Origin of the sequence: Nocardia sp. NBC_01503, from assembly GCF_036327755.1 — a bacterium.
In the GTDB taxonomy this organism is placed as follows: Bacteria; Actinomycetota; Actinomycetes; order Mycobacteriales; family Mycobacteriaceae; genus Nocardia.
In genome coordinates this window covers 4,308,610-4,323,529 of sequence record NZ_CP109596.1, presented here as the reverse complement: position 1 = coordinate 4,323,529, position 14,920 = coordinate 4,308,610, and the positions used below count along the sequence as shown (strand labels likewise).

Sequence of the window (14,920 nt, the reverse complement as noted above, 5' to 3'; positions counted from 1 at the left end):
CCGGTCCCGAACCGACCGGTAGGCCGCCCACCCGGGACGGCCCACCGATACCTCTTCACTCAGACACGAGCGGATTCGAGCTCACGCTCGGGCTCGACCTGCTCGATGCGATCGAGGCTCTCACCCTCCACATCCACATTCGGCAGCACCTTGGCCAGCCACCGCGGCAGCCACCACGCCTTGTCACCGAGCAGCGCGAGCACCGCCGGGACCAGCGTCATACGCACGATGAAGGCATCGAAGAATACGGCCGCGGCCAGACCCAGACCCATCATCTTGATCATCGGCTCACCGCCGCCGACGAAGCCGGAGAAGACCGCGATCATGATCGCCGCCGCGGCCACCACCACCCGGCCGCTGTGCCGGAAGCCGGTGACAATCGCGTCCCCGGCGCTCTCACCGTGCGCGTACGCCTCCCGCATCCGGGTGACCAGGAAGACCTCATAGTCCATGGCGAGTCCGAACACCACACCGATCAGGAAGATCGGCATCATGCTCATGACCGGTCCGGTTTGATGCACGCCGATGAGCTCGGCCAGCCAACCCCACTGGAACACCGCGACAATCACACCGAAGGCCGCGCCCACCGAGAGCAGGAAGCCCAGTGCCGCCTTGATCGGCACCGCGATGGAGCGGAAGACGACCATCAGCAACAGGATCGCCAGCCCGACCACCACCGCGAGATACGGCAGCAGGGCGTCGGCCATCTTCTGCGAGACATCGATATTCATCGCGGTCGCACCGGTGACCAGCATGGTCGCACCGGTCGCCGACTTCAGATCGGCTGCCTCACCGCGCAATTGGTGAACCAGGTCCTTGGTCTCGGTGGTCGAGGGACCGGTCGCGGGCACCACGTTCAGCATGGCGGCATCACCGGCCTGATTGAACACGGCGGGCGAGACCGACACCACACCCTTTGTCCCGGACAGGATTCGGCTCGCCTGCCGCACCGCGCCCTTCGGATCCGCGACACCCTGCACATCGACCGCGACGGTCAGCGGACCATTGAAGCCGGGGCCGAAACCGGCGGCCAGGGCATCGTAGGCGCGACGCTGGGTGGTCGAGGTCGGCTGCGACTCATCACCGGGCATACCGAGCTCGAGACTCGTCATGGGCAGGGCGAGCGCACCCATTCCGACCAGGCCGATCAGCAGGACCGCCACCGGGCGACGGACCACGAACCGCGCCCAGCGGGTGCCCATCTCGTCCTTCTCATCCGGACCCGCGGCGGCCGCCACGGTGGTTCCATCGGCCCGCGCGGCCAGCGCCTTTCGGAACGCCTTGGGCATGACCGCGCGCTGGCAGAAGCCCAGCAGCGCGGGCAGCAGGGTCAGCGCGATGGTGACCGCGACGGCGACGGTGCCCGCGGCGGCCAGACCCATCTTGGTCAGCGCCGGAATTCCGACCACGGCCAGCCCGGCCAGCGCGATGACGACGGTCAGACCCGCGAAAACCACTGCGGAACCGGCGGTTCCGACGGCGCGCCCCGCGGCCTCCTCGGCGCTGTACCCCTCCGCGCGTTCGGTGCGATACCGCGAGACGATGAACAGCGCGTAGTCGATACCCACCGCGAGCCCCAGCATCATAGCGAGAGTCGTTGTGGTGGTGGACATTCCGATCGCCACAATGGCGGCGATACCCACCCCGATACCGATCAGCGCGGTGAGCAGCGGCAATCCGGCGGCGGCGAACGCGCCGAAAGTGATCATCAGGACCACGGCGGCGATGGCGATACCGATGGCCTCGGTGGCGCCACCCATCTCCGGCTCGGGCATCAGCGCGGAGCCGCCGACCTCGACCGTGACGCCCGATGCCTTACCGTGCTCGATCGCATCGTTGAGTGCGGTCTTGGTCGCATCGGTCAGATCATTAGGGGTCACACCGTAATTCACGGTCGCGTAGGCGGTGGTCCCGCTCTTGCTGACCGCACCGGTCTGAAACGGATCGAGCACGCCCTTCACCTGCGCGCCGCCCGCGACCTCCGAGACGATCCGCTCCACCGCCGCCCTATTGGCATCCGAACCGATCTGCTGACCGTCCGGTGCGACGAAGACGATACGAGCCTGCGCCCCATCGGATTTGGTCCCCGGGAACCGCTCGGCCAGCAGATCGAACGCCTGCTGGGATTCGGTTCCGGGAATCGAGAAGGTATCCGGTGGCGCGGTGGGCGCACTCGCCGCCCCGGCCACCAGCGCGGCCATGATACCCAGCCAGAGGACTACGACGAGCCGCCGCTTCTCGAACGCGAACCGACCCACCCGGTACAGGAATTTCGCCATGCGCCCATGCTCGTTCGCGGGCGTTGTAGTCGGCATCGTGCAGGTGAAGGCCGTTGCGCGTACTGCGTCCGCAGTACGCCCGACCCACACCTACTCGATCCGCAGACATCCGTGTGAGTCCGGTCATGGCAGGCTTACCCCATGGCCGATGAACAGCAAGCCCCGAGCGAGAACCCCGAGGGCGATGTCAACGAGTCGCCGACCGAGGCGACCAAACGCAAGTTCCGCGAAGCGCTCGAACGCAAGAACGGCCACGCCTCCAATGGCGGAACCGCTCAGAACAATGCCAAGATCCACGGCACCCACGCCCAGGCGGGCGGTAAGCGGACCTTCCGTCGCCGCGCCGGTGGGTAGACCGCACGCGGTAACCGGGACCATCCCGGAAAACGCGGACGGCCCCCGATCACCGAAGTGATCGGGGGCCGCGCGCTCGACTCAGCGTTCGGAGATCAATTTCGAATCCTGCTGCGGCACATCCTCTTCCATAATCGCCTCACCGCGCGCCACCATTCCGGCCTCATCCGAGAGCGTCAACTGCGGAATGAACAGCGCCAGTACGAAGGCCAGGATCGCGCCCGGAATCAGATACCAGAATCCCGGAACCAGGGCGTGCACGTAGGCATCGACAATCGCGTCGTGCAACCCGGCGGGCAGGTGTTTCACCACCGTCGGCACCAGATTGCTCGGATCCAGACCACTACCGATCGCCTCCGCGCCGTGCGTCCGGAAGGCATCGGTGAGCCCCTCGGTCAGCCGGTGCGTGAAGATCGAACCGAAGACCGCGACACCGATCGCGCCACCCATCTCGCGGAAGTAGTTGTTGGCGCTGGTCGCCGTGCCGATCTGCTCGGGTGACACCGCGTTCTGCACCACCAGCACGATGATCTGCATGATCAGGCCCAGACCCGCGCCGATGGTGAAGAGCATGCCGCCGATCACCCACATCGGAGTATCGGCTTTCAGCGTGGTCAGCCAGAGCATGCTGGCGACGATGACCAGTGCGCCCAGCGGCGGATACATGCGGTAGCGACCGGTTTTGGTGATCGCGCCCATCGAGGTGATCAGGGTCGCCATCATGCCGATCATCATCGGAATCAGCAGCAGACCCGAGACCGCGGCGGAGGCGCCCGTGGCCATCTGCAGATAGGTCGGCAGGAAGCCCAGCGCGGCGAACATGACCAGACCGACGATCAAACCGATCGCCGAGGTCAGCACGAAGGTGCGATTGCGGAACAACCACAGCGGCAGCATCGGCTCCTGCGCCCGCGACTCCACCATGATGAACGCCGCCACCGCGAGCACCAGCGCCACGATCATCGAGATGATCACCGTCGAACCCCACGCGTACTGCTTGCCGCCCCAGTCGGTGATCAGAATCAGCAGTGCGGTCGCCGAGGACATCAGCACCACACCGAGATAATCCGGCTTGGTCTTGGGCCGATGACTCGGAATCGACAGATAGCGGAAGGCGATGACCAGCGCCGCGAGCCCGATCGGCACATTCAGCCAGAAGCACCAGCGCCAACCCGGACCATCGGCGAAGAAGCCGCCCAGCAGCGGTCCGGCCACCGAGGTGATACCGAAGATCGCGCCCATCGGGGCCATGTACTTACCGCGATCCTTGGCGGGCACCACATCGGCGATGATGGCCTGCGCCAGAATCATCAGACCGCCGCCGCCCACGCCCTGTAGGCCGCGGAAGGTGACGAACTCCCAGAAACCGGTCGCCGAGGCCGCGCCGATGGAGGCCGCGGTGAAGACCGCGATCGCGAACAGGAATAGCCAGCGGCGGCCGAACAGATCACCGAACTTGCCGTAGATGGGCATCACGATGGTGGTGGCCAGCAGATAAGACGTTGCGGTCCAAGCCATCTGGGAGACACCGCCGAGATCACCGACAATGGTCGGCATTGCGGTGCCGACAATGGTCTGATCCAGGCTGGCCAGGAACATCCCCGCGATGAGTGCGGAGAAGATGAGCCAGATGCGCTTCTGGGTGAGGACGATCGGGGTCGGCGGCGCGTCAGCCGTCACGGTCATCTCTTTCTCCTATCGTCGGATCTATCGAAAAGCCTTGCAGCCAAATGTGATTGATCGCGCAATGCGGCGGCCAGGGAGCGATTCGGATCGGTGGCCAGACACATGGCGGCCCGGGTGGTGAGGGCGGACATGACTCCCGCGGCGAGCGAGGCGAATTCGGGATCAACCCGCTCGCCCACGCGCGCGGAGAGCAGTTCGGCCAGTGCGGTCTCATGCCGTACGCCCGCGGCGATGAAGCCCGCCAGTACCCGGGGCTCGGAGGTGATGAGCTGGGTGACCAGCGAAATACCCTCGCGCGCTTGATCTTCCGGTTCGTACAGGGAGGCGTAGAGCGCGGTCAGGTCATCGATCAGCACGCCACTGGGACCACCGGCAATGAACTCCTGCCGAGATTCGGGCGTACCGATCTCCCCGACCGGACCGACCACGGCGTCCATCTTGGTCTCGTAGTAGTTGAAGAAGGTGCGCGGCGAAACCCCTACCGCCCTGGCCACATCATCGACATTCATCGCGTCGATACCCTGCTCGACCGCCAATCGTCTTGCGGCCATGCAGAGTTCGAGTCGGGTACGACGCTTCTTCTCCTCCCGCCATCCGAGGGCGGTTTCCTCCTGCGCTGCGGGCATGGCGCAAATTTAGCAGAATCTGCAATTTTTCAGAAACTGCAATTACGTGTCGAAGGTCTCCCCGGCCCGGAATCGGAACCGTGCTAGGTTCGACGGATGGGTATCGGCGCCCCGGCGGCACCGTTCATCAGCGAAATTCGCTAGCCAGCGCTCTCTCGCACCCCGTACGTTTCGTGACGAGGAGAGAGCTCTGTGACGACCATTTCCTGGGCCGAGAACCAGATCGAGATCACCGCACGTCGGCACTCGGAGAACGGCGCGCCCGCGCCCGCGCGCGTCCTGGTGGCCGATGATCGCATGAAGGCCGATACCGCCTATCGGCACTGCTGCGAGGGCACCGCCCTGCTGTGGCGCGGCGACTATCACAATGCCCGGCAACTGCTGACCGCGCTCGAACGTCGACTGGATCGCAAAACCCCCGCGCCCATTGCCGATCCGGCCGGATTGTTCCGGCAGCAACGCGGGATTCGCAGTCATCGCGCGCGGGTACTGGGGCGCGTGCTGGTCGTTCTCGAGGATGACTACTCCCTCGATCTGCGCCGAGCACCGGATATTCGACAGGCTTGCCAGGAGGCGTACGGCCCGTCGGAGGGCACCACCGTGGTGGCACTGACCGAACTGCTCGGCGTTCTCGGCGCACGGCAGTGGCGGGAGCGAGGTGTGCCGATCCCCAGCCTGGACGCGCGAATTCATCCGCACTACGGGGTGTTCTCGCCGGTCCGTGGCGAATACATCGATCTGGTCGCGAAAGCACCACTCCCCCGGCGGATTCGGACCGCCTTCGATCTGGGCACCGGGACCGGGGTACTGGCCGCGGTGCTCGCCCGGCGCGGTGTCGAGCGGATCGTGGCGACCGATGCCAGTCCCCGGGCGCTCAGCTGCGCCCGCGCGAACATTCACGATCTGGAGCTGTCCGATCGAATCGAGGTGGTGGGGCCCGCACTGTATCCGCCGGGCCGGGCCGATCTGATCGTATGCAATCCGCCGTGGCTGCCCGCGCGTCCGACCTCCGATCTGGAGCGCGGGGTCTACGACCCGGACAGCGCCATGCTGCGCGAGTTCCTCGAGGCCCTGCCCGAACATCTCGAGCCGGGCGGCGAAGGGTGGTTGATCGTCTCCGACCTCGCCGAATTGCTCGAATTGCGTACGCGCGCCGATCTTCTCGCACTGATCGAGGCGGCGGAGTTGCGGGTGGTGGACAGACTCGACACCGCGCCGCGGCATCGGCGGGCCACCGCGAGCGAGGATCCGCTGCACACCGCCCGTTCGGCGGAGGTCACCTCACTGTGGAGACTGACGGTTCGATAGCGTTCAAGATCGGACATCTCGTACGAATCAGGCGAAAGCTATTGATTCACAGCATATTCGGAGGAACTCCGCGCCGATCTGATTCTTGATTCACACTCGCCCCATGCGAAACTCCTTCGCGATGCTCACCTACTTCGAAGCGACAGTCATCGGCGCGGTGCAGGGAGTCACCGAACTGTTTCCCATCTCCAGCCTCGGACACTCCGTACTGGTCGCCGCGTGGCTCGGCGGAGCCTGGCGGGAACTACCACAGGGCGGTGAATCATCCGCAGGCACACCATATTTGGCCTTCGTAGTGGCATTACATGTGGCGACCGCGTTCGCACTGCTGGCCCACTATCGGCGCGACTGGTACGCCATCACAACGGGTTTCGCCGTATCGCTGCGCACCCGGCGCGTGGAGACCGTGCCGCAGCGGATGGCATGGCTCATCGTGCTCGGCAGCATTCCGGTCGGCGTGCTCGGGCCACTGCTGCAACATCCACTGCACGAACTTTTCTCGGCCCCACTGGCCGCGGCGGTCTTCCTCACCCTGAACGGCGTCATCCTGGTGCTGGGCGAGGTGCTGCGCCGGCGCAATGAACCGACCCTGGTGGAGTACGGCCGCCGTTTCGCCCGCTGGGAGACCCGGCGCGCCGCCTTCACCACCGCCGAATTGCCACGGCTGCAAGCGGATCGGCCGCTCGCCGCCCTCACCCCGACCGATGCGCTCGGTATCGGATTGGTGCAGGCCGGAGCCCTGCTGACCGGATTCAGCCGGGCCGGACTCGCGATGGTCGGTGGTCTGTGGCGCGGGCTCGAACATGAGCACGCCGCCAAATTCGCCTTCCTGCTCGCCACCCCGGCCATTCTCGGCGCCGGCCTGCTCGACCTGCACGACCTACCAGGTCCCGGCTCCGGAGATATCGGGCCGATTCTGCTCGGGGCGCTGGTCTCCGGGGTGTCGTCCTGGCTGGCCGTGCGATATCTGGAGCGGCACTTCCAAACCCGGACACTGCTGGTCTTCGCGCTCTACTGCCTGGTCGCCGGAGCGCTGTCGATACTGCGCTTCAGCTGACCGATGAGTTCGCGCGGTTCGCGGGGTCTACACCTACAGCACGCAATCCGTGAGCACGTTCAGGGAGGATCCAATGAGCAATCCAGCACTGCCACCGGTCGTCGACACCGAAACCTGGCAGCGTGAACTCGACGCGCTGCGCGTTCGCGAAAAGGCCGCGACCCGCGAACTCGATGCCATCGCCGCACAACGCCGTCGGCTGCCGATGGTCGAAATGCCCGACTACACCCTCGAAGGCGCGGACGGACCGGTCCGCCTGGTCGATCTCTTCGACGGCAAACCGCAGCTCATCGTCTACAACCACATGTGGTTCGAGGGCGAGGAGTGGCAGTGCGGCGGCTGCACCGGATTCACCTCGCAATTCACCCGATTGGAGTTCCTGAACAACTATGACGCCCGATTCGTCATAGTCACCCAGGGGCCGATCGACGAGGCGCTGGCCTGTAAACGCCGCGTCGGGAACAAGATGGACTGGTACTCCACCGCGAACAGTCCCTTCGGCGCCGATGTCGGCACCCCGCCCGGGGGCGGATTCGGCGTCAATGTCTTCCTGCGTGACGGTGACACCGTCTACCGCACCTGGCACACCAACGGCCGTGGCACCGAACAGCTCAGCCACTCCTTCGCGCTCATCGATCTGCTGCCCTACGGCCGTCAGGAGGAGTGGCAGGACTCCCCCGACGGCTGGCCGAAATCCCCCACCTACAGCCGCTGGAGCGGCTCCAAGGAGATCGCGGCCGCATACGGCGAACCGGGGGCGTAACCCTCACAGGCAGAGGGCGTGATCGATCAGGGTGCTGCCCGAATTCTCCTGCTCCTGAATGTGTTCCGGAGTGTCACCGCGGGCCTCGGACATGGAGACCACGGCACTGCGTGTGCCGTCGCCGGTCACGCCGTTGAGGGTGATGTAGCCACCGTCGCCACCCTCATGACTCCAATAACTCCCGCCACAGCTGAGCGGCCGTATTCGAGTATCCCCACCCCTGCCCGGGTGCGAACAACAGAAACCCCACCCCGCTCACACCCCGGCGACAACCACCCTCACCACACCCAACATCACGGCAACCCGCTGTCGCAGAATCGAATTCATCCCCTCACGCTAACTTCACCCACACCGGAACACCTCCGGGTACAGCCCGGAGATCGCCCTGGGTGATGCCCCCGAAAACGGGACGCCAGCACGCCTGTGATCAGGTACGCCGACGCGAGGGTCCCACCGCCGCACTCTGATCGGCCCGACACGCGATCGAACTTCGCCACGCCGCCGATGCGATATCCGCGTAACGGGGCGCGGCTCGGCGGCGAATCCTCTCACAGGTCTCGGGACGGGGCGGGAAGGAGAGATTTACCGGCGGTCATCGGAATGCCATCAGCTCGTCACCACAGCGTCGAAGGTCAAGGCGCACAATGATTTCCGCACCGTCGCCCGGAGGTCCCCGATGTTCGAATCATGTTGTTCCCCATACGAATCCGCCCACCTGCTGCGGGCGCGATACGGACTACCCGTGGAACTGTTCGCCGACCGGCTGTACCTGACCACCGGGCACGACCTGGAGGCCATCGTCGTACCCCGCCCCCTGAGCGAACACGTCCGCACCCGCCTGTCCTATCTCCCCCAGCCCACCCCCGCCGTCGTCGACCCCCGCAATCGCAACTGGACCTTCCTGACCGCCCGCCCCATGCCGTATCACGCTGTCCCCCAACCACTTCAGCGCCGCCTCGAATGCCACGGCGTCACCCTCCCGCAACCCGGCACCCGTGTCATGCTCCCCCGCTCCGATGACACCCTCGGCTGGCGCTGGGCCTGCGAACCCGTTCCGGGCGAACTGCACCTACCGCACCGCGCACTCGTGCTCGGCGCCATCCGCCTCGCGATACTCGAAGGCACAGACGACGTTCCGGCCTGAGCACGCCGCTACGCCTGTGCCTCCACCGGCACGACCGTCGACTCCGCCGCCGTCTTCAGTGGAATGACGGTGGCGGTTTCGCAATCGTCCGCGCAGAGCCGGAACAACAGCAGGTAAAGGCTGTCGATCAGGAAGGGCAGCGCGAGGAACAGCACGGTCGGCAACGCCACCAGTAGGAATTGCAGCCATTCGCGTGCGTTGGCACCGGCCATACGACCGCCGAACCGCACCGCCGCCCACATCATCCACCGTTGGATTCTCGAGACTCCACACTCGCGCAGTACCCGGCGGAAGATGCCATCGGCGTCGGAACGACCGACGGGCCGGTGCTCGCACAGATAATCGTGCAGGATCGCCGCGCGGGTGTATGTGCCATAACGCGGGATCAGCCAGATCAAAGGTCTTGGCACAGAGGCGAAATCAGTGACGAAACCGACCGGCACGATGAAGATGTCGGCGGCGGCGCGGTAGGTGAGCGGGACCTGCATTCGCCACCTGACCGCATCCACCTCCTCCACGACCACAGCGTATTCACCGAGAAATGGCATCAGGCGATCTCCTCGTTCAAAGCATCGGCGAGCGCTTTGCAGTGGCCTTCCGCCAGATAGGCGGTGGTGTGGCGACCGTCGGTGAGATAGCCCTTCATCCACGCCACCGCGCCGCCCCAGTCCTGCCAGTGATCGAGGTTCCACCACGGTTGCAGATTGCGGGCCAGCGCGGTGTCGAGCATGTGCCGGGCCCAGCGGGCAGCGGCCTCGGATGAACTCAGGGAGTAGAACTCGGTCATATCAGCCAAGGTGCGCAAGGGATTTCCGGCGGGGAGAGCCGTGATCGGATCACCCGTGGCGGCGGCCCACCAGGTGGGCATGCCGGTATCGCGTTCACCCGCGATGCCCCAGCCGCCCGGATCACCGCCGACGCACCGGCCGCGTGGACGGGACGGGTCGGCGATCAAGGCCGCGCCGCGGACCCGCAACTCCGGATGCTGCCCGGACGAGACCTCGGCCGCGACATCACCCGCGATCTGCGCACCCTGCGAATATCCGCCGATGACAACATCGTTCGGACTCTCGCCGATCGCGTTGAGCAGGGCCTCTCGCCCGGCCACCCGACTGTCGTAATAGGTTCCGGGGCTGCCATATTCGGCGGGATAGTCCACGATCCGGGTGCTGAACCGCGCGGGATCGAGATCGCGCAGGAACTCCTCGCTGATGTTGTCGCTGCCATGCGGGCAGAAGGTGCCGGGCAGCATGAGCACGTCGATCATGACCGGGCTCCGGTGCGCGCGGTGACGATGCCGCAGGCGGCGGCGAACTCATCGGCGGACAGACCGTCGGCACTGTTCATATCGCAGGAGCCGAACGGCGCGCAGCCCTCGGGAAGCCCTCCGCCCCAACCCTGTCCGTCGGTGTACTGATGCGCGACCTGACCCGGCAACCGCGGATCCCGGCCGTAGCCCGCACCGACCAAACGCAATCCCTCGGGTCGAGTGCACCACATGGTCGCGAGATCACCCGCGTTGGCGTAACCGATGACGCGGCGCGGATCCCCCAGCCAGTCGGAGACCGCCCAGTAGGCGCGATTGACACCTTCGGACTGATCACCCGCCGGATTGCCACCCTGCTCGACATCGATCATCACCACCATCCGCGGATGCGGACCACCCGCCGCGGTGACCATATCGATGCACGTCAGCACGGTTTCCGACCAGTTCGGACGCCAGTAGAAGTAGACGATGAAGAACGCCAGCCGCCCGGAATCGGCTGCGGCGCACGCCCATTGATAGTTCTGCGCGAACCGGTTGTCGCGATAGGTCCCGTCATTGCTGCGAAAGGACAGCACCTCGTACGGATAGTCGTCGTCGACGGGCGCTTGAAAAGCGGACACATCAGCGAACAGGGTGTCGGTCATCGGTTTCTCCCCCGGTGGATATCGATCGGCGAGGAGTATCGCCGTCGATTCGAAGGTAGAAATCCGAAGCCCCACTCCGCGCCTGGATTTATCCGGAAATCACGGAAAGACGCAGGCCACGAAGGTTTTCCGGCTTTCCGGTCCGGCGCGAATCCGGTCCGGACCGGACAGGATCACCGGCTCATAGGGGCGTCAGCCGGCGACCGGCACCGGGGTCGCGCGGTGCCGCCCGGTGATCAGGTACAGCACCACCAGCAGCACGCTCAACCAGACATAGGAGTTGCCCGTAACCTGTTCCCAAGGCGTCCAGGACATCTCGCGACCATCGCCCCCGGGAACCCAATTCGGCGGCCCGTACACGAAGATCGCCGCCGTGATCGCGGTGACCACATACCAGCCGACCGCACTACGCCACGGCAGTCGCATCGCGTACCCGACCATGGCGAGCAGCGCCGGAGCGATCCAGACCCAGTGATGCGACCACGAGATCGGCGACACCAGCAGCGTGAAAACGGTGTTGATCGCCAATGCCAGCGGCGGGAAGTCCATGGCCTGTCGCATGGCGGCAACCACCAAGGCCAGCACGAGAGCGCCGAGCACCAACCACAGCACCGTGAACAACGGCTTGTGGATCTCGTACCGAGCCAGCACCGCCTGGATCGACTGATTGGTATGGAAGGCCGAACCGCTCAACCCCGACACATTGCCGAGCCCACCGAACCAGTACTCCATCGACGATTTGGGGAACACCGGAAACGCGATCAACGTCGCCGCCGCGGTGGTGATCGCCGCGGTCGCCGCGGCCCGATAATCACGGCGAATCAGGAAGTAGACCACGAACGCGGCCGGGGTCAGCTTCACCGCGGCGGCGATACCGACCAGCATCCCCCGCTTCCACTTCGGCTTCTCCGTCAGACAGTCCGCCACCACCAGCGCCATCAGCAGCAGATTGACCTGCCCGAAATCCAGCGTCGACCGCACCGGCTCCAACAGCAACGCCAACGGCGTAGCGCACGCGGCAGCGAACAGCGCCAGCCGAACGCGCTCCTCGCCCGCCCACACCCGCCGCGCCACCAGATACAGCGACAGCGCCAACGCGGCCACCGATGTCACGAAGAACCCGAACGCCGCCGCATCCCACGGCAGCAGCGCGAACGGCGACAGAATCAACGCCGCGAACGGCGGATAGATGAACGGCAGCCCGATCCCGATGGTCGTCTGCGGCAGCTGCCCGTACAGATCGCCACCGTGCCGCAGCGTATTGATCCCGATCCGATACACCTGTAGATCGATGAACCCGCCGGTTATCCGCGTGAACGGCCAGAGCGGTCGCGTCAAACACAGTGTGGTGAAGCCCGCGAGCAACGCCGGAACCAGCCACATCACCCGCCCGAAACGGCGGTCCAGCGACTTAGGTTCATCAACTGCGGTCGAACTACTCATCGGCGGCGACGATACCGACATCCGGCCCGCCGGTCACAACGGAGCCGTGAAATGACCACCGCATCAGCCCGAAAGCCTCGAATGCGGTTATGAATCGCTGAGTATCGGGATCCGGGTGGTCACCGGGTCGACGATGGGAGTGGTCTCGACAAGGTCGACCATAGCGGTGCCGCCGGGCCGTTCATCGTCGAGAATGACTTCGCCCAGGCCGATCCTCCGCTGGATCTTCCGCATCCAGGCGGGCGCCCACCAACAGTCGTCACCGAGCAGTTTCATGGTCGCCGGTACCAGAAGCATGCGGATCACCGTGGCGTCGATGAGCAGCGCCGCGATCATGCCGTACGCGATGTACTGCATCAGGACCAGATCGGAGAAGGCGAACGCTCCGGTGACGACGAGCAGGATCAGTGCGGCCGCGGTGATGATCCGACCGGTATGGGCGGTGCCGATCCGAACCGCCTCGGAGGTCGAGGCGCCCTTCGCGCGCGCCTCGACCATCCGGGAGAGCAGGAAGACCTCGTAGTCGGTGGAGAGGCCGTAGATGAGGGCGATGATCAACACCAGCACATTCGCCTGAATCGGCTGCGGGGTGAAGTTCATCGAATCGGCGCCGTGACCGTCGATGAAGATCCACGTCAGAATGCCCAGCGTCGAGCCGAGCCCGAGCGCGCTCATGATCGCCGCCTTGAGCGGCAGCACCAGCGAGCCGAAGGTCAGGAACATCAGCAGCGTGGTGACGAGCAGCACCAATCCGATCATCAACGGCATGCGGCCGAGCAGCGCGTCGAGACTGTCCTTCTGCACGGCCGGCACCCCGCCGACGTACACGCTCACCCCGTCGGGGGTCCGCATCGACCGCAGATAGTCGATGGTGGTGTCGGCGTAATCGGAGTCGATCAGCAGTGCGTGCGTCCGATAGATACTCGGCACGGTGGCGGATCGTTGCGGCACATCGAACTTCCCGGACAGTCCCGGGGCATTGTTCGCCAGACTCCAGACCGGACCGACCTCGGTGCTGTCGGTGGCGACGAAGACCAGTTCGATCGGATCGGACCTGCGCCCCGGAAACACCGTATCGATATGCTGCTGCGCGAGCCGAGTCTTGTTGTCCGGCGGCAGATATCGCTCACTGAACCCACCGAACGCCAAATTGTGCACGGGCAGGATCACCAGCAACAGCACGATGGTCAGCGAACCACCGATCTGCAGCGGATGCCGCATCACCCAGCGCGTGCTCCGGCCCCAGCAGCCGTTCTCGACCTCCTGCGCGGTCTTGGTCTTGCGTAACCGCTTGATACCCAACATATCCACCCGCGGGCCGAGCACGGCCAGCATGGCGGGCAGCACCGTGATCGCGGTCAACGCCGCCAGCGACACCGCCGAAATAGCGCCGTAGGCAATCGATTTCAGGAAGCCCTGCGGAAACAGCAGCATGCCACCGGCACTCGCGATGATCATCGTCGCGGAGAACACCACCGTGCGCCCGGCGGTCATCACCGTGCGCCGCACCGCCGCCGGGGTGTCATAGCCCTCGGCCAACTCCTCCCGGAACCGGCTCACGATGAACAATCCGTAGTCGATGGCCAGGCCCAGGCCGATCATCGAAACGACCGGCGCGACAAACGAATTGACCTCGGTGTAGTTGGTCACCAGCCGGATGATCCCGTTCGCGCCGACCATCGTCAGCCCGCCCACGATCAACGGCAACGCGGCACTGACCACACCACCGAAGATGAGGAACAGCAGCACCGCCACCACCGGGAAGGCGAGCAACTCCATGCGCCGGATGTCATCGGCCATGGTGTCGTTCAGCGTGACCGCCACCGGCTCGAGACCACCGACCTCGGCGACCACACCGGGAATCTCGAAAGCGTCCTTGACCGCGTGGTAGTTGCCGAGCATGGCGTTGTCACCGTCACCGCGGATGGCGATCGACGCGACGGCATACTTCTTGTCCGGCGTCGCGAACTGCGATCCACTGGCCCGACCGGTTTCGGTGGGCCAGTACGCGCCGTTGATCCCCAGAATCTGCCCCGGGAACCGCTGCGGCAGATTGTCGAGATGCTGGACGATCGTGCGACCGAAGTCGGGATCATCGACGGTCTTGCCCTGCGGCGCGGTGTAGAGCACCACCACATCGACATCATGGCCCTGCGGGAACGCCCCGCCGAGCAGTCGCGCGGCATGCGCGGACTCCGAATTGGGATCGTCCAGCCCGCCGGAGCTGAGATGCTCCCCCAGCCCGAAGCCGTACGCGCCCAGCGTCAGCAATCCGCCTATGACGGCACCGAGTACGGCGAACCGTAGCCGATACGCGAGGTTGCCCCAGCGCGCGAACAATATGCGGCC

Annotated in this window: 14 protein-coding genes; 5 read left to right on the top strand and 9 right to left on the bottom strand. The window is 65.4% G+C overall.

All coding sequences use genetic code 11. The features are described 5' to 3' along the window. Positions 1-59: 59 nt before the first annotated feature. The gene (locus tag OHB26_RS19445; protein WP_330178698.1) at positions 60-2,279 is read right to left on the bottom strand and encodes an MMPL family transporter; all 2,220 of its coding nucleotides are present in this window, start codon (positions 2,277-2,279) and stop codon (positions 60-62) included. Positions 2,280-2,420: 141 nt separating this feature from the next. Here OHB26_RS19445 and OHB26_RS19440 point away from each other — a divergent pair, with 141 nt between their 5' ends. Then, positions 2,421-2,633: a DUF5302 domain-containing protein gene (locus OHB26_RS19440; RefSeq protein ID WP_330178697.1), complete on the top strand. Its 213-nt coding sequence runs from the start codon at positions 2,421-2,423 to the stop codon at positions 2,631-2,633. 81 nt (positions 2,634-2,714) lie between these two features. Here the strand turns inward: OHB26_RS19440 and OHB26_RS19435 are convergent, their stop codons facing one another. Continuing rightward, complete coding sequence (locus tag OHB26_RS19435) at positions 2,715-4,319, bottom strand: MDR family MFS transporter (protein ID WP_330178696.1); 1,605 nt, start codon at positions 4,317-4,319, stop codon at positions 2,715-2,717. Then, positions 4,316-4,945 (bottom strand): TetR/AcrR family transcriptional regulator, encoded by a 630-nt coding sequence (locus OHB26_RS19430; protein WP_330178695.1) that lies wholly within the window; start codon positions 4,943-4,945, stop codon positions 4,316-4,318. The genes OHB26_RS19435 and OHB26_RS19430 overlap by 4 nt, the downstream gene beginning before the upstream one ends. Before the next feature lie 192 nt (positions 4,946-5,137). Between OHB26_RS19430 and OHB26_RS19425 the strand changes: the two genes are divergently transcribed. The 3 genes from OHB26_RS19425 to OHB26_RS19415 all read left to right on the top strand — a co-directional run bounded on the left by OHB26_RS19425 (position 5,138) and on the right by OHB26_RS19415 (position 8,073). Next, positions 5,138-6,253: a class I SAM-dependent methyltransferase gene (locus OHB26_RS19425; protein ID WP_330178694.1), complete on the top strand. Its 1,116-nt coding sequence runs from the start codon at positions 5,138-5,140 to the stop codon at positions 6,251-6,253. A 103-nt stretch (positions 6,254-6,356) separates the two neighbouring features. Continuing rightward, positions 6,357-7,310, top strand: coding sequence for an undecaprenyl-diphosphate phosphatase (locus tag OHB26_RS19420; RefSeq protein ID WP_330178693.1), 954 nt, complete (start codon positions 6,357-6,359; stop codon positions 7,308-7,310). Positions 7,311-7,383: 73 nt separating this feature from the next. Next, entirely contained in the window at positions 7,384-8,073 is a 690-nt protein-coding gene (locus OHB26_RS19415; RefSeq protein ID WP_330178692.1) for a DUF899 domain-containing protein, read from the top strand. A 3-nt stretch (positions 8,074-8,076) separates the two neighbouring features. Here the strand turns inward: OHB26_RS19415 and OHB26_RS19410 are convergent, their stop codons facing one another. Then, on the bottom strand, positions 8,077-8,202 hold the full coding sequence (locus OHB26_RS19410) for a hypothetical protein (RefSeq protein WP_330178691.1): 126 nt from the start codon (positions 8,200-8,202) through the stop codon (positions 8,077-8,079). Between the two features lie 613 nt (positions 8,203-8,815). Between OHB26_RS19410 and OHB26_RS19405 the strand changes: the two genes are divergently transcribed. Further along, a complete protein-coding gene (locus OHB26_RS19405; RefSeq protein WP_330178690.1) occupies positions 8,816-9,217 on the top strand; it encodes a hypothetical protein in 402 nt (133 codons plus the stop codon). Between the two features lie 8 nt (positions 9,218-9,225). Here OHB26_RS19405 and OHB26_RS19400 read toward each other — a convergent pair whose 3' ends face one another. From OHB26_RS19400 to OHB26_RS19380, 5 genes are all read right to left on the bottom strand, one after another. Next, a complete protein-coding gene (locus tag OHB26_RS19400; RefSeq protein ID WP_330178689.1) occupies positions 9,226-9,765 on the bottom strand; it encodes a DUF1353 domain-containing protein in 540 nt (179 codons plus the stop codon). Further along, positions 9,765-10,484: an alpha/beta fold hydrolase gene (locus OHB26_RS19395; protein WP_330178688.1), complete on the bottom strand. Its 720-nt coding sequence runs from the start codon at positions 10,482-10,484 to the stop codon at positions 9,765-9,767. Before OHB26_RS19395 ends, OHB26_RS19400 begins: the two co-directional genes overlap by 1 nt. Then, on the bottom strand, positions 10,481-11,128 hold the full coding sequence (locus OHB26_RS19390) for a hypothetical protein (RefSeq protein WP_330178687.1): 648 nt from the start codon (positions 11,126-11,128) through the stop codon (positions 10,481-10,483). The genes OHB26_RS19395 and OHB26_RS19390 overlap by 4 nt, the downstream gene beginning before the upstream one ends. Positions 11,129-11,320: 192 nt before the next feature. After that, the gene (locus tag OHB26_RS19385) at positions 11,321-12,571 is read right to left on the bottom strand and encodes a glycosyltransferase 87 family protein (RefSeq protein ID WP_330178686.1); all 1,251 of its coding nucleotides are present in this window, start codon (positions 12,569-12,571) and stop codon (positions 11,321-11,323) included. Positions 12,572-12,658: 87 nt separating this feature from the next. Next, positions 12,659-14,911: an MMPL family transporter gene (locus OHB26_RS19380; RefSeq protein WP_330178685.1), complete on the bottom strand. Its 2,253-nt coding sequence runs from the start codon at positions 14,909-14,911 to the stop codon at positions 12,659-12,661. Positions 14,912-14,920 lie beyond the last annotated feature (9 nt).